Below are 19075 nucleotides of genomic sequence, written 5' to 3'. Positions count from 1 at the left end.
CGGCGTGGTATTAGTGTGATTTTCGGCGGGTTGCTAGAACTTGTTGTCCGCGATGCGTAGCTGGCGGGCACGAGACAGAATCGCATCCTCGACTGCACGCGTCGTCGCCGCGCTGACCGGAGAGCCTCCGCTGGATTGCAGGGCAACTGACAATGACCGTGCCGCAAGGGCCGGGTCGCTGATGTGAACCGTGGCCCTATAAGAGCGTCCTCCACCCGGTGGTGTGCCGTAACCGGTTACGATCACTCCGGTAAATGGGTCGACCTCTTGAACAGGCAGGAAGTTCAGCACATCAAGCGAAGCCGCCCACAGGTAGCGGTTCACATTTGTTACCTGCTCGGCTGTGCTGCGGTCGAAAATGTCCCAAATCGTCGAGCGGTTAGGGTCATTCAACTCACGCTCGTCGGAATTTCCGCCTGCGAGATTGGGCGTATAAGTCGTCGTGGCGCTTTGATTCTGCCCACATGCCGAAATGGTGGCGGTCAGCATGATAAATCCCAAAATCGTCGGCAGGCGCATTGTAAACAGGTCCTGTTTCACTTGTTGTGCAGTATTCAAGGGATACTCCTAGCCAAGGACCCCCGCTGCAACAAGCCTATTCTTGTGAAATCCCGGTAGGTGGCTGGTCTTGGGGGGAAATGGACTGTGGCATCCTTGCACCAATTTGCCCCCAATGACACCGCAGCGTTTATGCCAAGCTTGCGCAAAGGGGGCAAAAAGAGCGAAACGGTGTCCGTGCTGAGACATATGCCGAGGCATGTGTCGAGTAGATAACTCTTTTTGAAACCGAGGGAAACAAGATGAAAAAAGTTCTCTTCGCAACTACGGCGCTGATCGCGACCGCAGGCGTTGCAGCAGCTGAAGTTAAATTCAGCGGTTACGGCCGTTTTGGTCTGGGCTACGTTGAAGATCGTTCCGGCACCGTTCCGAACATCTCCACTTCGGGTGGCGTTGTTACCACCATCAACTCCGCAGTTGTTGACACCGACGACGCAATCCTGGTTTCGCGTTTCCGTCTGAACATCGACGGCATCGTTGAAACTGACGGTGGCGTTCGTTTCGAAGGTCGTGTTCGTCTGCAAGCTGACGAAGACAGCAGCACTGGTGAAGCAAACTCGGCCGGTCTGAACGGCGCACGCTTCTCGGTCATCTTCGGCGGTCTGCGTGTTGACGCGGGCAACGTTGCAGGTGCCTTCGACAACCTGGCAAACTACTACGGCAACGAAGTAGGTCTGGAACTGTTCGCAGGCCAGTATTCGGGTGTTGACTACAGCTTCCTGGGCTACTCGTCGACCGGTTCGGGATCGAACGCTGTGTTCTTCCAGTACTCGGTTGGTGACTTTGCATTCGGCGCGTCGTACGACCAAGGCACCATTGGTCTGAACGGTGTTGCAACCGACGTTGACCGTTGGGACATCAGCGCGACCTACACCTTCAACAACATCACTGCCGCTCTGGCCTATGGTCAAACCGACGCTGGTATTTCCGGTGTTAGCGATCCGAGCCTGACCGTTCTGACCCTGGGTGCAGAATTCGGTGACTTCTCGGGTACTCTGTTCGTTGCAGACGACGCAACCGAGGTCGCATTGACTGACGGCACCGCATGGGGTCTGTCGGCAGCCTACAACCTGGGCGCTGCAACCACCCTGCTGTTCACCTACGGTGACGGTAACGCCGATCTCGACCTGCAGCAGGTTGCCATTGGTGCGACCTACGACCTGGGTGGCGGTGCATCGCTGCGCGGTGGTATCGGTGTAAACGACTGCGACATCTGCGCAGACTCGACCATCGTTGCTGACTTCGGTGCTCAGTTCAACTTCTAAGCTGATCTGAACCGTAAGGTTTGAGGGCGGGTCTTCGGACTCGCCCTTTTCTTTTGTGCCGACTTGGTGTTTTTCTGCGCTAAATACAGATTGAGGATCCCATGTCGCTGCAAAACATCACAGCACGTATCGCCAAAGCAGAATCCAAATCCGAGCGTCCGGCTGGTTCAGTGAAACTGATCGCAGTGTCCAAAGTGCAGCCGAATGAACGCGTGCAGGCAGTTCTGGCACAGGGGCACAGGTGTTTCGGAGAGAATCGGGTGCAAGAGGCCGCCAGTAAATGGCCGGCCTTCAAAGAGCAGTTCGAAGGAATTGATCTGCACCTTATCGGCCCGTTGCAAACCAACAAGGCCCGGCAGGCGATGGAGTTATGCGATGCGATTCATTCGGTGGATCGACCAAAACTGGCCAAAACACTGGCCCGCTTGGTGCAAGAGATGGGAACCTGCCCTGATCTGTTCATTCAGGTCAATACAGGTGAAGAGGAACAAAAGGCCGGTATTCTTCCCGCCGACGCGGATAAGTTCATTGCTGATTGCAAAGCGCTTGATCTTCCTGTGCGTGGATTGATGTGTATTCCCCCTGTCGACGAAGAACCCTCATTACATTTTGCGCTTCTGGCCAAGATTGCTGCACGCAACGGTCTGGAGGGGCTGTCGATGGGGATGAGTGGCGATTTCGAGCAAGCCATTGCCTTGGGTGCAACCCATGTGCGTGTTGGTTCGGCCATTTTCGGCGAACGGGTCAAACCTCAGGAATAATCAGGCGGGTTCCGGGGGCAACGCGATCAGCGATCCAATGCAGGTGGTCTCGGCGAAAGGCGACACACCCTTCGGTCGGGTATCCGGGTCGGCGCCACTGATGCAAAAAGATGGCTGACCCTTTCCCGGGGACGGCGTTAGGCCAGTTCCAGTCCGTCAAAAGAACCAGATCGTACAGCGGGTCGGCTCGTTGCAGTTTTTCGTGGCTGAAGGCGTAAGGCGCGGCCACCATGTGGTTGTAGTTGGTGTCGGATACGTCATCCGACCATAAATCCTGAGGGCCAATCGGGTGCGCCCAGTACGTTGGGCGTGCAATCCTGTCCGCGCGGTAGAGCATCCCGACAATCCGGTGATGCCCGGTGGGGGTGGCACCATCGCCTTCACGCTTGAACTTGCTCACTCCGCCCTTGCCAATGGTGCAAGGGAAAACCCTGCCCAGAAACCGAACGCCACGCGGGGTCAGCACAAGATCGCTGGGGGTCAAAGCAAATGCCCCGATTTCGCGGCTTTTGTCGCCAGATACCCCCGGTTATGAGCCGTTTCACCCACTTTCAAAGGCACGCGCTCGGTTACAGCGATCCCTGTCCGCTCCATCATGGCGATCTTGGCAGGGTTATTTGTCAAAAGACGTACTGAACTAAACCCCAGTGACTTCAGAATGTCCGAACCAAGCCGGAAATCGCGCTCATCGTCCTCAAAGCCAAGCCTGTGGTTTGCTTCGACCGTGTCAAAGCCTTGATCCTGAAGGAAATAGGCCCGCATTTTGTTGGCCAATCCGATGCCGCGACCCTCCTGATTGAGATACAGCAAAACACCAGCGCCTTCAGATCCCATCTGCGCCAATGCTCCGCGTAACTGCGGACCACAGTCACATTTCAGACTGCCCATCAGGTCGCCGGTAAAACAGGCCGAGTGCAAACGGGCTAATACCGGTTTGTCCCGGTCCGGGCGGCCGATTTCGACGGCATAATGTTCTTCGCCACCGTCTTCAGGGCGGAAGATGTGCAGGCGACCGGCCTCTGACACTTCCATTGGCAGGCGCGCGGCAACCACTTCGTGCAATGCGCTGCGATCTGCCAGATGTGGTGCCGCGCGCGTGTGATCGATGCATGTCAGGCCGTGCGTGGCAGCAAAGGAACGCCCGTCTTCGATGGAAACAACCACAGCTGCCGGCAGGATTCGCGCGGATTTTGCCAGCGCGATTGCGATACGGTGCAGATTGGCATTGCCCTGCCGCTCGGTCATCAACGGGCCTTTCATCGGCGCGTTCAAGTCGTCCGAAGGATCTGCCACCGCCTGAACCCAGGTAATATCCGCATCTGCGGGAACCAAAACCCGCGCGAGATCTCCGTCATAGGCGCGTGCCTTTAGCGTCTCGGCCCGCCGTCCGGTTATGGCCACAACCGGCGTTCCCAATGCCTTCAGATCGGCCAGACGCTGCGGGCTGAGCGTTTCCGCCGACACAGCAAGTACGCTGTAGCCACTGTCATCTGTAAGGGCCACGGGAACACCCATACGCAGATCAGCCCGTGCGCGGGCCAGCAATTCAGAAATATCGGGGGTGAGGCTCATCTAGGTTACCCTACAACGTTCAGCCCTTTTCCTATCTCTTACGAAAGGAAATGTGAAACATTTCTGCAAACTCTGACACGAAGGCGTGAAACGATTGCAGTAAAGCTTGTTGAATTCGTATTCCACACGCAAGTGATGGAAAAGCGTTTGGAGGACCGGGAAATGGCTCAGCTCAAGAAAATCCTGTTGGTGGACGATGACGAGGATCTGCGCGAGGCGCTCAGCGAGCAACTTGTAATGACCGAGGATTTCGATGTTTTCGAAGCCTCTGACGGGACCTCGGCAATGGAACGTGCGCGTGAGGCGATTTATGACCTGGTCATTCTGGATGTCGGCCTGCCTGATACCGACGGGCGCGAGCTGTGCCGCCTGATGCGCAAGCAAGGCGTTAAAAGCCCCATCCTGATGCTGACCGGTCATGACAGCGACGCCGATACCATCCTTGGGCTGGATGCAGGTGCGAACGACTATGTCTCCAAACCTTTCAAATTCCCGGTTCTTCTGGCCCGCATCCGTGCCCAGCTGCGCCAGCATGAGCAGTCAGAAGATGCCGTCTTTGTGCTTGGACCCTATACGTTCAAACCGGCGATGAAGATGTTGATCACCGAAGATGACCGTAAAATCCGCCTGACCGAGAAGGAAACGAACATTCTCAAGTTCCTGTACCGCTCGACCGACGGCGTCGTGGCGCGGGACGTGCTGCTGCACGAGGTCTGGGGTTATAACGCCGGTGTGACGACCCACACGCTGGAAACCCACATCTACCGTCTGCGTCAGAAAATCGAGCCCGATCCGTCCAATGCGCGCCTTTTGGTCACAGAATCGGGTGGATATCGGCTGGTGTCTTAACTGGGTGTGGATTGACTTGGATCAAAGTGATACCCTGTACTCATAATTAGGTTACTCCCAACCCGCGCATGTCCGGGTTATGACATGCACCTCCCTGTTGGACTGCCGGGCCTTATGGCCCGGCTTTTTTTGTGGGGTGGTTGGCAAGATGGCTGCTTAGAGCCCAAAATGCACTATGCTGCGCGACGCGCGAAGGTCGGCCGTGTTGCATCCCTTCGCCAGATCGCGGCGGAATTGAACGCGCGGGGCGGCAAATGGCACGCGACCACCGTGCGGAATATAAAAATGGTGAAAAACAGTGCTGAGGCGGTTGCGGCCTAGAGATTACCCGTTCCGATTGTTACCCATCGCGTTCGACACGTTTGATTGGCATATTCCGGTCGTCTTTGCAGTTCCATCATCACGACATGAGAACCTACGACATTGATACCTTTGTTGCCCATCGGTGCGCCAGCTTCGGAAACGAGCGTTTCATAAAGCGAAAGGTTTTCTTTCTTTAGGACCAAACCAGTGTCTTCACGCCATGCGAACCAGAAATCATCTTCGGGATCGGTTTCTAGCGCAAGCCCGTGAACTGTTGTTTCTGTGGTAAAGAACGGCCATGCGTCTCCAGGTAGTAGCGAACGTCCGTTTCTGAACTTTGGGACAATATCGGGTATGAAATATGGCCTGTTCAGGTCGATCAGGGCTTGCTTGCCGATATTCATACCGTTCGGAAGCTGAACGCAGCGTGTTGGAACACCCCAAGAGAAGGCGATTGCAAAAATTGCAACACATGTTCCGGTAACGAAAAGGACGCGGAATTTATCCATAGGCACTTCGCGCAGGGTCTAGGTAGATTTGTCCTCTCAAGGTTCCCGACCAATCGTCAGTTATTGAATACGGTTCACCAGTTTGAATCCCGAGCCGTTGAGGACCACGCGGTGGAAGGCCGGTGCGCCCCCGAAGGTAGTTATCTAGCGGACTGTGTATGTTCTCAAAAATCGTCTCTCCTGGATCAATGACTTCAACACCTATATCAGCCGGATCAGCAAATTCGTCCCTCAAATAGAACTCAATTGAGCCTCCAACGGCCAGCACACCATGCTGTTCTTCGACGTTCACTGAAAATTCCCCGCCGATCACTGTATCACCAATACTGAAAACGACACCTGTCATGCCATAGGTGTTGTAAAACGTATCAGAGAAACTGCCATCGCGCTTCTCGCGAGCTGCCCTCGCAACTTGGTCTTTCAGGTTTTTATCCACCAAAGCCATGTATTGACTGACGATTGCGGAAAGGTGGCCGGTCTCGCGTACAGTGACGCCTCGACCATTGCCACGGTAATAGTGGTTCACAAAATCACTACTGCTCCAAGCGGCACCACTACCTGAGACACCCTGCAAGGCAATTTCCATAAACTCGGAAACCTCGGCGAAATATGGTTCCGCCGTGCAACGGCAACCGTAGTCTTCCCCAGGGTGTCCGCCTTCTGGTGGATTGTCCCATGAAAAAATCTGGCCTTCGCGTTCGGCATGTGCTGACCGAACCTTACCATCGCGTCGCGTTCGCCAGATGTAGTGGGTGGCAGGCTTGGCGTTCTTCGTCTCAAAACGGATTGGCGTGCCCTTGCGCAGATATTGCACAAAGGCTTCTCGATATTCTTGGGGTTCAATCAGGGTCACATCGCACACTAGGCCTTTTGTTCGGCACACAATTGTGCCGTTCAGCATTTTAGAAATGGTTAACCATGAGTGCGCTTATCAGCCTGAATAAATGCGCTAGTCGCCACCATAGCTCTAAAGCTCCTTCGATAGTCAATGGCTGGTAAGAACCTGCTTTTGTGGGCTAGTGTTGTTTACTTCGATGAAGCAGACCTTTGAGGTGAACAATTGAAAGGCAGAAAAGTCCGCAGAGCGGTCATTCATTGACCTGGCTTTTGGGGCCTTTTCCCATGGCACCCCGTCCCACACCACGCTAACCTCCGCCCAACCGCGACAAAGGAATCCCCCATGCCCTTCACCCTTGCCACCTGGAACATCAACTCGGTCCGTCTTCGGGAGCCTATCGTTTTGAAATTGCTGCAGGAAGAAGCGCCGGATGTGTTGTGCCTGCAGGAATGCAAGTCTCCGGTTGAAAAGATCCCGACAGAAGGTTTTGCCGAGCTGGGCTATACCCACATGGTTGCACGCGGTCAGAAGGGCTATAACGGCGTCGCGATCCTGTCGCGCCTACCGATGGAGGAGGTGGGCGACAAGGATTTCGCCGGTTTGGGCCACGCGCGCCACATCGCCGTACGGTTGGAAAACGGTGTTACCATCCACAACTTTTATGTCCCGGCAGGTGGTGACGTGCCGGATCGGGAGGTGAATGAGAAGTTTGGCCAGAAGCTCGACTACCTCACCGACATGCGTGACTGGTTCCATGCGGAAAAGCCTCAGAAATCCATTCTGGTCGGCGACCTGAACATTGCCCCGCGTGAAGATGATGTCTGGTCGCATAAACAACTGCTCAAGGTTGTCTCGCACACACCGATCGAAGTTGAACATTTGGCCGAAACACAGGACGCAGGCGGTTGGGTCGACATTACGCGGCAGGATATTCCCGAGGGGCAGCTCTATAGCTGGTGGTCGTATCGCGCCCGTGATTGGGACGCAGCCGATAAAGGGCGGCGACTGGATCATGTCTGGGCCACGCCGGATATTTCCAACGCAGGCCATTCCAGCCGCATCCTGCGAGACGCGCGCGGGTGGGAAAAGCCCAGCGATCATGCTCCGGTCTTTGCGACCTTTGACGTCTGAGAAGTAACTCTGCCCTTGGTTTCTGCTGCAAGCGATTGCATATAGGGCGCAAGTTCGAACGAGAGAGTGATTGCCATGGACCTTCTGAACGGCGCAGACGCCCCAGCCACCGATCTGATCAAAGACGGGAGCGAGGCCACTTTCATGGCCGACGTGGTCGAAGCTTCGCAGGAAACACCCGTTATCGTTGATTTCTGGGCACCTTGGTGTGGTCCGTGCAAAACTTTGGGCCCAATGCTGGAAGAGGCCGTAACTGCCGCAAAAGGCGCGGTGAAGATGGTCAAGATCAACGTGGATGAGGCGCAGATGATCGCCTCGCAAATGCGTATCCAGTCGATCCCAACCGTCTATGCCTTTTTCAAGGGCCAACCGGTCGATGGGTTTCAGGGCGCGCTGCCAGGGTCCGAGATCAGGGCGTTTGTCGACCGTGTAATCGAAGCGGCTGGCGGTGAAAGCCCGGGCGGTCAGCTGGATGATGCCGTGCAAGCCGCCGAGGAAATGCTGACCGAAGGCGCGGCTGCGGATGCGGCGCAGACATTTTCGGCCATTTTGGGTGAAGACCCCAACCACGCGGCGGCTTATGGCGGTTTGGTGCGCGCGCATATCGCCACCGGCGATCTGGAACAGGCCGAGGCGATCCTGAATGGCGCCCCGGCCGAGATTTCGACATCTGCCGAGCTGGAGGCTGCACACGCACAGCTGGAACTGGCCAAACAGGCTGCGGATGCAGGCCCTGTTGCTGAACTGACGACTGCTGTTGAGGCTGATCCTGACAACCACCAAGCCCGGTTTGATCTGGCCCAGGCCCTGCACGCAAACGGTGAAGTGGAGGAGGCAGTGTCGCAACTGCTGGAGCTGTTCCGCCGGGACCGTGAGTGGAATGACGGCGCAGCTAAGGCGCAGCTATTTACCATTTTTGATGCGCTCAAGCCCAATGATCCGATCGTTCTGAACGGGCGCCGCAAACTCAGCTCGATGATATTTGCCTAATCTCTGATCAGAGCTAGAATTGGGTACATGATGCATCCCGCCGACCTGCCGGATACGGTATCCGTTTTTCCTTTGCCCGGGGCACTGCTGTTGCCTCGGTCGCCGTTGCCTCTGCATATCTTCGAGCCGCGCTATCTACAGATGCTGGACGATGCGCTGAAAACCAAGGAACGGCTGATCGCAATGGTTCAGCCGAACCCTTCGGTCAGTGACGAGAAAAAGCTGCACCGCATTGGATGTGCAGGGCGTGTGACGCAGTTTTCCGAAACAGAAGACGGTCGCTATCTGATCACGCTGACCGGAGTGTCCCGCTTCCGCATTGTGTCAGAGTTGGACGCGTTCACACCCTATCGCCGGTGTGCTGTCTCGTGGGATGGATTTGATCGCGATCTTGGTAAGGCCGAGAAAGACGACGGGTTCAATCGCACAAAATTCCTGACCCTTTTGGAACGCTTCTTTTTGTCCCGGCAATTGTCGACTGATTGGGAGTCAATGAAAGACGCAGAGGATGAGTTGCTTGTGAATTCATTGTCGATGCTTTTGGATTTCGACCCCGAAGAAAAACAAGCGCTTTTGGAGGCCCCCTGCCTGCGCACCCGGCGCGAGACGCTGGTGACGCTGATTGAATTCGCCATGCGCGGCGGATCGAATGAGGAAAAACTACAATGACCGACTCTGACCACGCTTTTGATCGGCATATGCTCGAAGCGTTGATCTGCCCGCAGACCCACACCACTCTGCACTATGACGCGGAAAAACAAGAGCTTGTGTCAAAAGCTGCCGGGCTGGCCTTTCCCATTCGCAACGGGATCCCGGTCATGCTGATCGATGAGGCGCGGCAGCTCGACTAAATTGCTCGTCCTTGCAACAATTTGGGCAGATCTCCGGTCAACCCGGCGGCCTCTCGCACAAAGCCACGGCGCAATCCGGGCAATGACCCGACAATGCCCATGCCAATATCTCGACCGAGGCGCAGCAGGGGATTGTCGTTGGAAAACAGCTTGTTGAAGACATCCGTCGCCATCGCAAGCGAGGCGGTGTCAAAGCGACGCCATTCCTGATAACGCTCTAGCACCATGACCGAGCCGATATCCTCACCGCGCCGCCCGGCGAGTGTCACAACCTCAGCCAAAGCCCCGACATCGCGCAGGCCGGCATTTAGGCCTTGACCGGCAATGGGGTGCATCCCGTGGGCGGCGTCCCCAACCAGTGCCATGCGGTCGCCGATGAAGGAATTGGCTATGGTCAGGTTCAGCGGGTATGTGAAACGGTCGCCTGCCAAGCGTATCTCACCTAGGAAATCGCCGAAACGCGGGCATAGCACTTGCAGATAATCTTCTTCAGACATGGCGTTGATCCGTGCCGCAGTCTCGGTACGCTCGCTCCAGACGATAGAGCTGCGGTTTCCGGTCAGCGGCAGAATCGCAAGCGGGCCGGGTGGCATGAAGAACTGATGTGCAATGCCATTGTGCGGCAGGTCATGTTCGATGGCACAGACCAGCGCGGTCTGACCATAATCCCAACCGGTGCGTTTGATGCCCGCCCGTGACGCGGTGCCACTGCGGCGGCCATCGCACCCAACCAGCAGGCCGCCGCCCACGGTTGTGCCGTCGTCCAACGTTAAGGTCACCCCAGTGGCGTCGCTCTGTTGGGATACAACTGTCTTGCCGCTTATCTGGGTGATGCGTGGCTCCTCGGCCATCGCGTCCAGAAAAGCGCGGCGCAGATGGCGGTCTTCGACCATATACCCCATAGGGCCTTCTTCGATCTCGGCATGGTCGAAATGCATAAAAAAGGGTGAGGGGCCTGCGCCCGCGTGACCGTCTGTGACCTTGATTTCCAGCATTGGTTGGGCGTGCTCAGCCACGTGCGCCCACACTCCTGTCGCATCCAGCAAGCGTTGTGAGGCCAAAGCCAACGCATAGGCACGGCCGTCAAAGGCGGCGTTCTTGCGAACCTTTTCAGCCAACGCATCGATCACCGTGACTGAGTGACCTGTTTGTGCCAGTGCCAGAGCCAAAGCGGGGCCGTTCAGCCCGCCGCCCACGATCAGAATATCAGATGCCTGTGTCATGCCCTGCAATATGCGCGCCCTTTCGGGATTGTCCATGTGCAGTCCTGTCGCTACCGTCGCCCACAGCCGAAAAATCAGGAGGGGAAAGATGCAGGATTGGTTGACCATGACCGCGTGTGATTTGGGCCGTGGCATTGGGATGGGTCAGATTGACCCGGTTGAGCTGACGGAAACCTACCTGTCTGCCATCGACTCTCATCCGCATCGGGTCCGCATCTATGCCCGTGTCACCCATGAGCGCGCCCGATCCGAGGCTGAAGCAGCCCAGCAGCGCGCCAAACTGGGCCTGCGCCGGTCCTTGCTGGACGGCGTCCCCATCAGTTGGAAAGATCTGTTCGATACGGCGGGTACAGTGACCGAGGCGGGTTCAGCGCTGCTAAAGGATCGTGTGCCGGATGCGGATGCGTTGGTGTTGCGCAATGCGACTCAGATGGGCACCGTCTGTCTGGGTAAAACACATATGAGCGAGCTGGCTTTCTCTGGCCTTGGCCTCAACCCGATTACTGAAACACCGCCCTGCATTAACGATGAGTCTTCAGTGCCCGGAGGGTCGTCTTCAGGGGCAGCCACCTCGGTCGCTTGGGGTTTGGCCGCTTGTGGCATTGGCTCGGACACCGGCGGGTCGGTTCGGATCCCATCTGCTTGGAATGATCTGGTCGGTCTGAAAACCACCTCCGGGCGGCTCAGTCTGGAAGGTGTCGTACCGCTCTGCCTGCGGTTTGACACGGTCGGGCCGCTGGCGCGGTCGGTTGAGGACGCTGCGCAAATGTTGGCTTTGCTCGAAGGTGGAACGCCAGCCGATCTGCGCGGTGCGTCGCTGAAAGGCCGACGCTTTGCCGATTTGCAGAACATCGCCAAAGACGATCTGCGCGACACGCCGCGTAAGGCATACGAGGAAGCGCTTGCAAAACTCGCAGACGCCGGGGCTGAAATCGTGCCGTTGGAAGTGCCCGCACTGAACGAGGCCATGACCCTGACCAGCACCATCTACACAACCGAGGCCTATGGGCTGTGGCGCGACGTGATCGAGGCAAACCCCGAAGCGATGTACCCAGAGATCCTTGAACGGTTCCGTATTGGTATGGGGTTCTCTGGCCCCGACTACGTGGCCGCCTGGTCCAAGCTCAAGGCTTGCCGCACAGCATGGGATGCAGCAACCGCCGGGTTTGACGCGGTTCTGGCCCCTACGGCCCCGATTCTGCCGCCTAATCTGGAGCGCTTGATGAGCGACCACGACTACTACGTGACCGAGAATCTACTGGCCCTACGCAACACGCGGATTGGCAATCTGATGGGTCTTGCAGCGCTGAGCCTACCCACCGGAACCCCCAGTTGCGGGTTGATGATGTTGGGTTATCCCGGCTCGGAAGAGGCCCTTTTGCGGTTGGGTTCAGCAGCAGAAGCGGTACTGGCCTGAATGCCACAATCCCCTGATTCGGAACCTCTTTGTCTGGACGAAGAGGGGCCCGGGCTGTAATCTGCCAAAAAAACGGGGCGTAAATGACCCCGATATTGAGGCAGTATTATGGATTTCCCCGAGCGGTTTTCGAACCTACCGGCTTATGCATTCCCGCGTCTGCGCGCCCTGTTGGATCATCACCAGCCGGGCGGTGACGTCGTTCACATGACGATTGGTGCACCCACGCATGATTTTCCGGCATGGGTGACAGATGTCATAATGGAAAACGCCTCTGGGTTTCAGGGCTATCCGCCGAACGAAGGTTCGGAAGACCTGCGTGGTGCGATCACGGATTGGATTCATCACCGCTATGGCGTTCAGATGGACCCGGATGCCAACGTGATGGCGCTGAACGGGACCCGTGAGGGGTTGTATAACGCCGCTATGGCGCTGTGCCCGGAACAAAAGAACGGCCAGCAACCGATCATCCTGTGCCCGAATCCGTTTTATCAGGTCTACATGGTCGCTTCGCTTTCGGTAGGCGCGCAGCCCTATTTTGTGCCTGCAACCGCCGCAACCGGTCATCTGCCAGATTATGCCGGTCTACCGGCTGAGGTGCTGAATCGCACCGCTGTGGCCTATATCTGCTCACCTGCCAACCCGCAGGGGGCCGTCGCCTCGCGCGATTACTGGGCTGAATTGATCCGTTTGGCCGAGCAATACGATTTCCGCATCTTCGCCGACGAATGTTATTCCGAGATTTACCGGGACACGGCCCCAACAGGTATTCTGACCGTCGCACAAGAACTGGGCGCTGATCCTGAACGGATCACGCTGTTCAACTCGCTTTCCAAACGCTCGAACCTGGCCGGGTTACGGTCGGGGCTGATCGCGGGCGGGCCGGAGACGATCAAACAGGTCAAGCAATTGCGCACTTATGCCGGGTCGCCTTTGCCGTTGCCCTTGCAGGCCGCTGCGGCAAAGGTCTGGGCAGATGAAGAACACGTCCGTGAAAACCGCGCGCTCTATCAGGAAAAATACGCCATCGCGGATGAGGTGTTCGCGGGCGTGCAGGGATACATGTCGCCAGAGGCCGGGTTCTTTTTGTGGCTGCCGGTCGACAACGGCGAAGACACCGCATTGAAGGTCTGGAAGGACACCGGGGTTCGGGTCCTGCCGGGCGCATATCTTTCACAAGGTGATCCGGGGAACAACCCGGGCAAAGGCTTTATCCGGGTTGCATTGGTAGCCCCAAAAACAGAGTTGCAGCGTGGTCTGATCACACTCCGCGACTGCATCTATTCGTGAGGTACGAGGGCAAAATGGCATCATATAACGCGCGCAATCGCGATCCATTGTTGGACAGCACCACGCAAGCCGCCTTGGAGCGACGCAGCAAGGAACTGATCGGCATCGCCCTTATCCTGCTGGGTTTGGCTGCGGCCGCGATGATCTGGTCCTACACCCCCGATGATCCGAACTGGATGGTTTCGACCGACGCGCCGGTGCAGAACTGGATGGGGCGGATAGGCGCATCGATCGCTGCGCCCCTTTTCATGATCGTGGGCTGGGGCAGCTGGGGTGTTGCGCTCGTGCTGATTGGTTGGGGTTTGCGTTTCGCGGGTCATTTCGGTGAAGACCGCGCCATTGCCCGGTTGATTTTTGCCCCGATCTGGATTGCCGTTGTCTCGGTTTACGCTGCGACCCTTGTTCCCGGTGCCGAATGGCGCGCGACGCACAGCTATGGTCTGGGCGGTCTGTTCGGCGACACGGTTATGGGCGCGTTGCTGACGCTTTTGCCGATCTCCTCGCATTTTCTGGTGAAGCTGATGTCTCTTGCCATGGCGGTCGGAATGATCGCGCTGGGCATCTTTGTTCTCGGCTTTACTAAAGCCGACGTGAAACGCGGCTTCCGTGCGTTCCTTTTGGGTTTGGTGATGGCCTACGACCTGCTGATGAATCTGCTGGGCCGTGGTGCCTCTGCGACTGCGCAGGCTGCGCGAGATCGACAGGCGCAATGGAAAGAACACCGCGCCGCGCGGGTGGAACCTGTTTTGAATGATGACATCGCCTTCGGCGATCCCGTCTTTGAAGAACTGGAAGAAGAGCCTGAACCTGCGCCCAAAACCGGCCTGCTGGCGCGTATGCCGTCGTTGATCCGCCGCCCGGAACCGATGCCAGAGCCGGAACTGGTCGATCCTGAACCGATTGCGGGCTTTGACGAAATGCCCGGCGAAGATCGCATCCGCTCAAAAATTTCGGCTGCTGTGCGCAATCGCAAAGTAGCAACAGGTGAGATGACGCCCGAGCCGGACCCGAGCCTGCCTTTGACCAAAGGCCGCGGCCGTCGACCCGACCCGCTGATCCTGAACCCGCATCAGCCGGATGAATTGCCGGCCGAGCCACCGGTTACCGCCAGCGGGTTGCCGCCCGAACCCCCGATGACAGCGGGTGCTGCGCCCGAGTGGCATGATACGGACGCGGTCGAGTATGCGCCCGAGATCCAGCAAGACCAATACGCGCCTATGGCGGATCTGGACGATGAGCCGCTTGTCGAGGACATGGAGGACTCTGTGCCGCAGTCGCGCCCTGCGATGAAGATCCCAGTGGCAGAGCCGCGCAAACCCGTGGTCGCACAGCCCGTGCGCCGCACACCGCCGCCGTCGCGCCGCGCGCAGGCCGAGGCGCAACCGGCACTGTCTTTTGAGGACAAGCATTCGGATTTCGAGCTGCCTCCGCTTGGGCTGTTGTCGAACCCGGCCAGCATTCAGCGCCATCATCTGAGCGATGAGGCGTTGGAAGAAAACGCGCGGATGCTGGAAAACGTTTTGGATGACTACGGCGTCAAGGGCGAGATCGTCAGCGTGCGCCCCGGTCCCGTAGTCACCATGTACGAACTGGAACCAGCTCCGGGCCTGAAAGCCAGCCGCGTGATTGGTCTGGCCGATGACATTGCGCGTTCCATGTCGGCGCTGTCGGCACGGGTTTCGACCTTGCCGGGCCGTTCGGTCATCGGCATCGAACTGCCGAACGAAAACCGTGAGATGGTGGTGCTGCGTGAAATCCTCGCCAGCCGTGACTTTGGCGACGGCAACCACGCACTGCCGCTGGCGCTGGGCAAGGACATCGGTGGTGAATCCGTTGTGGCCAACCTAGCCAAGATGCCTCACCTGCTGATCGCAGGTACGACCGGCTCGGGTAAGTCGGTGGCGATCAACACCATGATCCTGTCGCTTCTGTACAAGCTGTCGCCGGATGAATGCCGCCTGATCATGATCGACCCGAAGATGCTGGAATTGTCGGTTTATGATGGCATCCCGCATCTCCTGTCCCCCGTTGTGACTGACCCAAAAAAGGCGGTCGTGGCCCTGAAGTGGGTCGTGGGTGAGATGGAAGACCGCTATCGCAAGATGTCCAAAATGGGTGTCCGCAACATCGCGGGCTACAATGGCCGTGTGAAGGACGCGTTGGACAAAGGCGAAATGTTCAGCCGCACAGTGCAGACCGGGTTTGATGATGAGACCGGCGAGCCCACCTTTGAGACCGAAGAATTCGCCCCCGAAGCGATGCCCTATATCGTCGTAATCGTCGATGAGATGGCTGACTTGATGATGGTCGCGGGCAAGGAAATCGAAGCCTGCATCCAGCGACTGGCGCAGATGGCGCGGGCCTCGGGCATTCACTTGATCATGGCGACGCAGCGCCCCTCGGTCGACGTGATTACCGGCACGATCAAGGCGAACTTCCCGACGCGGATTTCCTTCCAGGTGACATCGAAAGTCGATAGCCGCACGATCTTGGGCGAGATGGGTGCCGAACAACTGCTGGGGCAGGGCGATATGCTGTACATGGCGGGTGGCGCCAAGATCACCCGCTGCCACGGTCCCTTTGTGTCGGACGAGGAGGTCGAGGAAATCGTCAACCACCTGAAACAGTTCGGCCCGCCCGACTACATGAGCGGCGTGGTCGATGGCCCAGCCGAGGAAAAGGCTGAAAACATCGATGCCGTTCTGGGCCTGAACACCGGTGGCAACACGAACGGCGAGGATGCCCTGTACGATCAGGCGGTGGCGATTGTGATCAAGGATCGCAAATGCTCGACCTCTTACATCCAGCGGAAACTTGCCATTGGCTACAACAAGGCTGCCCGTCTGGTTGAACAGATGGAGGACGAAGGCGTTGTTTCTGCGGCAAATCACGTCGGTAAGCGGGAAATCCTCGTCCCCGAGCAGTAAGATATTTAATAACAAGGGCAGAAGGCCTATTTGTACGGCATGAAACAGATTGCTTTTGCCCTTGCTTTGACACTGGCCGCACCTGCCGCATGGGCGGCGGATAAGTTGCCGCTTTCGCAGATTTCCAATTACCTGAACGGATTGAAAACGGTTGAGACGACCTTCACGCAAGTGAACGACGATGGATCGCTGAGCACCGGTAAGCTGTGGATGCAGCGCCCGGGCAAGATGCGGTTTGAATATGATCCACCCAACAGTGCAGTGGTGCTTGCGCGTTCCGGCAGTGTTCAGATTTTCGATCCGAAATCAAATCAACCGCCCGAGCAATACCCGCTGAAGCGGACGCCCCTGTCAATCGTACTGGCGCGGAACGTAAACTTGGGGCAGGCCAATATGGTCGTGGGGCACAGTTTTGACGGCACCGCCACTGTGGTCACGGCGCAAGACCCTAAGAACCCAGAAGCAGGGCGGATTGATCTGATGTTCACAGACGATCCGGTCGAGCTGCGTAAATGGGTGATTCACGACAATGCTGGGGGTCAGACAACTGTTCTTCTGGGTGCTCTGACCGAAGGCGGGCGCCTCGATCAGGACTTGTTCTCGAACAGAAAAAGGGTCGGGTCAGGCAATCGCTGACCCGATCAAGCTTTGTCAGTACCGGCAGTTGGCCAACTGCGCCTGGTATAATTGCGCGCGCGCATCCACGTCACTGGCCACGTTCAACAACCAGGACTTGCTGTTGTAACTTCCACGCGCGAAGCCGGTATGGCCTTCGTGATAAGCGAGATATTGATTGCGCGTATCTGCTGGGTGAATACCGTTACGTTCGTAACTTTTATTCATGTACCAGCCGATAAAATCAGACGCGTCGCGAATCCGATCCCGCTTGGCGCGGCGTTTTCCGGTTTCACGTTGGTATTGCTCCCACGTGCCGTCAAGCGCTTGGCCATAGCCATAAGCACTGCTTTGTCGGCCCATCGGGATGACGCCCAGAACGTATCTGTGCGGGGTGCGCGCATCGTGGCGATAGCGGCTTTCCTGATAGATCGTGGCCATCTGAACGTGCACGGGAACACCCCATTTACGTTCGGTGTTCTTGAAAGCCCTGATATAGTCGGGTTTTTCGCGCGCAATGCTGCACGCGTCATTCAATTTGCTGGGCGGCTGTTTCGAGCCGCCCCCACAGGATGCCAAAAGCAGCACCCCGAAGAGTACGATAAGAATTCTGCTCATGTGCCTCATGCCTTTTTTGCTCATTCTAGCGCAGATTGAGCGATTATGAAATCACAATCGTTACAAAACGATAGCCAGGATGGCAGGCAGTGCCGCAACGGAAAGGACGGTCGACACCATGACCATTCCGGCAACGGCATCTGCGTCGGCACCAAACCGTTCCGCCAACAGGTATGACGTCACCGCAACGGGTGTGCACATCTGCAGCACCAGAACGCCAAAGGCGATGGTGTCGAGATCGAAAAGAACACCGATCCCCCATCCTAGAGCGAAACAAACGGCCAGCTTCAACGCCGATAGCCAAATAGCGTGCCCGATACTGCGCGACGTCAGGCGGGCGATTGCCACACCCACTGTCACCAACATCAATGGGACTGCCATCTGCCCCAACAGGTCAAGCGTGTTGGTCAGGAAGGTGGGCGTTTGCCACCCCTGCCACAGGAAAATGGCCCCCAAAATGGTGGCCCATGCCATCGGCTGGCGTAAAACTTGCCCCCACGCGCCTTTCCCGGCAACCAGATAGATCCCGTAAGTAAAGGAAAATAAGGCAGTAACAGACAGGAAGATTACCGCATATCCCAATCCGACCTGACCAAAGGCAAAGATACACAAAGGCAGGCCAAGATTGCCGGTATTCCCGAATATCAACGGTGACAGATATGTCCGTTGGTTCAGGTGCAACACCCGAACGATCACCCAGAACACCCCGGCCAACAATAGATTTGCAATCAGAGTTGCCATCGTGAAGCGCGAAAGGTCTCCGCCCGGAATTTCAGTTTGCATCAGAGCCACAAAGATCAGGCTGGGCATTGCTAGGGTCGTCGCAAACCGGGTTACGAACTGAAGGCGGTACTCGAATCCCAGCTTTACCCAGGCAAAACCAATCCCTGACAACAGAAAGACCGGCGCCACAATTTCGAACACTGTTAGTATTAGGTTCACAGACTGTTTCCCTGAGTTTCACATCAATGATTGGCTTTTCCGGCCAGAAACGGGTAGTAAATGCTTTGGGGGCTGAAACAATGCTAAAGACACGTGCAAAATACGGCTTAGGCCAGGTGGTTCGTCATAAAAAACACCCTTTTCGAGGGGTGATTTTTGACGTGGACCCAGAATTTTCGAACACCGAGGAATGGTATCAGGCCATCCCCGAAGACAGCCGCCCGCGGAAAGAGCAACCGTTTTATCACCTGTTGGCTGAGAACGACCAATCCTTCTATGTTGCTTATGTTTCAGAACAAAATCTGGTTGCGGACTATTCCGGTGAGCCTGTTGAGCACCCCGATATTCCCAATATGTTCGGCCCGTTCGAAGACGGCTCGTACCCATTGCATTTCCACCTGAACTAAAGTTGCCCA

General features: G+C 56.9%; 20 protein-coding genes. 12 read left to right on the top strand and 8 right to left on the bottom strand.

The window, feature by feature from the left end:
- Window positions 1–33 precede the first annotated feature (33 nt).
- Window positions 34–519: a DUF3576 domain-containing protein gene (locus GOV90_RS06780; RefSeq protein ID WP_171096032.1), complete on the bottom strand. Its 486-nt coding sequence runs from the start codon at window positions 517–519 to the stop codon at window positions 34–36.
- Between the two features lie 281 nt (window positions 520–800).
- Here GOV90_RS06780 and GOV90_RS06775 point away from each other — a divergent pair, with 281 nt between their 5' ends.
- The gene (locus GOV90_RS06775) at window positions 801–1823 is read left to right on the top strand and encodes a porin (protein ID WP_171095835.1); all 1023 of its coding nucleotides are present in this window, start codon (window positions 801–803) and stop codon (window positions 1821–1823) included.
- Between the two features lie 101 nt (window positions 1824–1924).
- On the top strand, window positions 1925–2584 hold the full coding sequence (locus GOV90_RS06770) for a YggS family pyridoxal phosphate-dependent enzyme (RefSeq protein ID WP_171095837.1): 660 nt from the start codon (window positions 1925–1927) through the stop codon (window positions 2582–2584).
- Here the strand turns inward: GOV90_RS06770 and GOV90_RS06765 are convergent.
- Together GOV90_RS06765 and ribA are read right to left on the bottom strand one after the other, a co-directional pair.
- Window positions 2568–3068, bottom strand: coding sequence for a L,D-transpeptidase (locus GOV90_RS06765; protein ID WP_171095839.1), 501 nt, complete (start codon window positions 3066–3068; stop codon window positions 2568–2570). The genes GOV90_RS06770 and GOV90_RS06765 overlap by 17 nt on opposite strands.
- Window positions 3065–4156, bottom strand: a complete 1092-nt coding sequence (gene ribA, locus GOV90_RS06760) for a GTP cyclohydrolase II (protein ID WP_171095841.1) — start codon at window positions 4154–4156, stop codon at window positions 3065–3067. Before ribA ends, GOV90_RS06765 begins: the two co-directional genes overlap by 4 nt.
- A gap of 162 nt (window positions 4157–4318) precedes the next feature.
- Between ribA and GOV90_RS06755 the strand changes: the two genes are divergently transcribed.
- Window positions 4319–5005: a response regulator transcription factor gene (locus tag GOV90_RS06755; protein ID WP_171096035.1), complete on the top strand. Its 687-nt coding sequence runs from the start codon at window positions 4319–4321 to the stop codon at window positions 5003–5005.
- A 317-nt stretch (window positions 5006–5322) separates the two neighbouring features.
- Here the strand turns inward: GOV90_RS06755 and GOV90_RS06750 are convergent, their stop codons facing one another.
- The gene (locus GOV90_RS06750) at window positions 5323–5817 is read right to left on the bottom strand and encodes a hypothetical protein (protein ID WP_171105859.1); all 495 of its coding nucleotides are present in this window, start codon (window positions 5815–5817) and stop codon (window positions 5323–5325) included.
- The gene (locus GOV90_RS06745; protein WP_216602367.1) at window positions 5810–6670 is read right to left on the bottom strand and encodes a phage minor head protein; all 861 of its coding nucleotides are present in this window, start codon (window positions 6668–6670) and stop codon (window positions 5810–5812) included. Before GOV90_RS06745 ends, GOV90_RS06750 begins: the two co-directional genes overlap by 8 nt.
- Window positions 6671–6997: 327 nt before the next feature.
- Between GOV90_RS06745 and GOV90_RS06740 the strand changes: the two genes are divergently transcribed.
- The 4 genes from GOV90_RS06740 (at window position 6998) to GOV90_RS06725 (ending at window position 9627) form a co-directional block, all read left to right on the top strand.
- Window positions 6998–7786 carry an exodeoxyribonuclease III gene (locus GOV90_RS06740; RefSeq protein WP_171095848.1) on the top strand — a complete coding sequence of 263 codons (789 nt, stop codon included), beginning with the start codon at window positions 6998–7000 and terminating at the stop codon, window positions 7784–7786.
- A 75-nt stretch (window positions 7787–7861) separates the two neighbouring features.
- On the top strand, window positions 7862–8776 hold the full coding sequence (gene trxA / locus GOV90_RS06735; protein WP_171095849.1) for a thioredoxin: 915 nt from the start codon (window positions 7862–7864) through the stop codon (window positions 8774–8776).
- 27 nt (window positions 8777–8803) lie between these two features.
- Window positions 8804–9445 carry an LON peptidase substrate-binding domain-containing protein gene (locus tag GOV90_RS06730; protein WP_171095851.1) on the top strand — a complete coding sequence of 214 codons (642 nt, stop codon included), beginning with the start codon at window positions 8804–8806 and terminating at the stop codon, window positions 9443–9445.
- Complete coding sequence (locus tag GOV90_RS06725) at window positions 9442–9627, top strand: Trm112 family protein (protein ID WP_171095854.1); 186 nt, start codon at window positions 9442–9444, stop codon at window positions 9625–9627. The genes GOV90_RS06730 and GOV90_RS06725 overlap by 4 nt, the downstream gene beginning before the upstream one ends.
- Here the strand turns inward: GOV90_RS06725 and GOV90_RS06720 are convergent.
- Window positions 9624–10886 carry an FAD-dependent monooxygenase gene (locus GOV90_RS06720; protein WP_253284806.1) on the bottom strand — a complete coding sequence of 421 codons (1263 nt, stop codon included), beginning with the start codon at window positions 10884–10886 and terminating at the stop codon, window positions 9624–9626. The genes GOV90_RS06725 and GOV90_RS06720 overlap by 4 nt on opposite strands.
- A 52-nt stretch (window positions 10887–10938) precedes the next feature.
- Here GOV90_RS06720 and GOV90_RS06715 point away from each other — a divergent pair, with 52 nt between their 5' ends.
- The 4 genes from GOV90_RS06715 (at window position 10939) to GOV90_RS06700 (ending at window position 17120) form a co-directional block, all read left to right on the top strand.
- Complete coding sequence (locus GOV90_RS06715) at window positions 10939–12267, top strand: amidase (protein WP_171172829.1); 1329 nt, start codon at window positions 10939–10941, stop codon at window positions 12265–12267.
- 108 nt (window positions 12268–12375) lie between these two features.
- Window positions 12376–13557: an aminotransferase class I/II-fold pyridoxal phosphate-dependent enzyme gene (locus GOV90_RS06710; RefSeq protein ID WP_171095860.1), complete on the top strand. Its 1182-nt coding sequence runs from the start codon at window positions 12376–12378 to the stop codon at window positions 13555–13557.
- A gap of 14 nt (window positions 13558–13571) precedes the next feature.
- A complete protein-coding gene (locus GOV90_RS06705) occupies window positions 13572–16484 on the top strand; it encodes a DNA translocase FtsK (RefSeq protein WP_171095861.1) in 2913 nt (970 codons plus the stop codon).
- Between the two features lie 39 nt (window positions 16485–16523).
- Entirely contained in the window at window positions 16524–17120 is a 597-nt protein-coding gene (locus tag GOV90_RS06700; RefSeq protein WP_171095863.1) for an outer membrane lipoprotein carrier protein LolA, read from the top strand.
- Between the two features lie 15 nt (window positions 17121–17135).
- Here GOV90_RS06700 and GOV90_RS06695 read toward each other — a convergent pair whose 3' ends face one another.
- Both GOV90_RS06695 and GOV90_RS06690 read right to left on the bottom strand, forming a co-directional pair.
- On the bottom strand, window positions 17136–17717 hold the full coding sequence (locus tag GOV90_RS06695; protein ID WP_171095865.1) for a lytic transglycosylase: 582 nt from the start codon (window positions 17715–17717) through the stop codon (window positions 17136–17138).
- Between the two features lie 60 nt (window positions 17718–17777).
- The gene (locus tag GOV90_RS06690) at window positions 17778–18659 is read right to left on the bottom strand and encodes an AEC family transporter (RefSeq protein WP_171095867.1); all 882 of its coding nucleotides are present in this window, start codon (window positions 18657–18659) and stop codon (window positions 17778–17780) included.
- Between the two features lie 80 nt (window positions 18660–18739).
- Here GOV90_RS06690 and hspQ point away from each other — a divergent pair, with 80 nt between their 5' ends.
- On the top strand, window positions 18740–19066 hold the full coding sequence (gene hspQ, locus GOV90_RS06685) for a heat shock protein HspQ (RefSeq protein WP_117872061.1): 327 nt from the start codon (window positions 18740–18742) through the stop codon (window positions 19064–19066).
- Window positions 19067–19075 lie beyond the last annotated feature (9 nt).

Source organism: Ruegeria sp. HKCCA5929, assembly GCF_013034525.1.
Taxonomy (GTDB): domain Bacteria; phylum Pseudomonadota; class Alphaproteobacteria; order Rhodobacterales; family Rhodobacteraceae; genus Ruegeria.
This window is presented reverse-complemented; position numbering and strand designations above follow the sequence as displayed.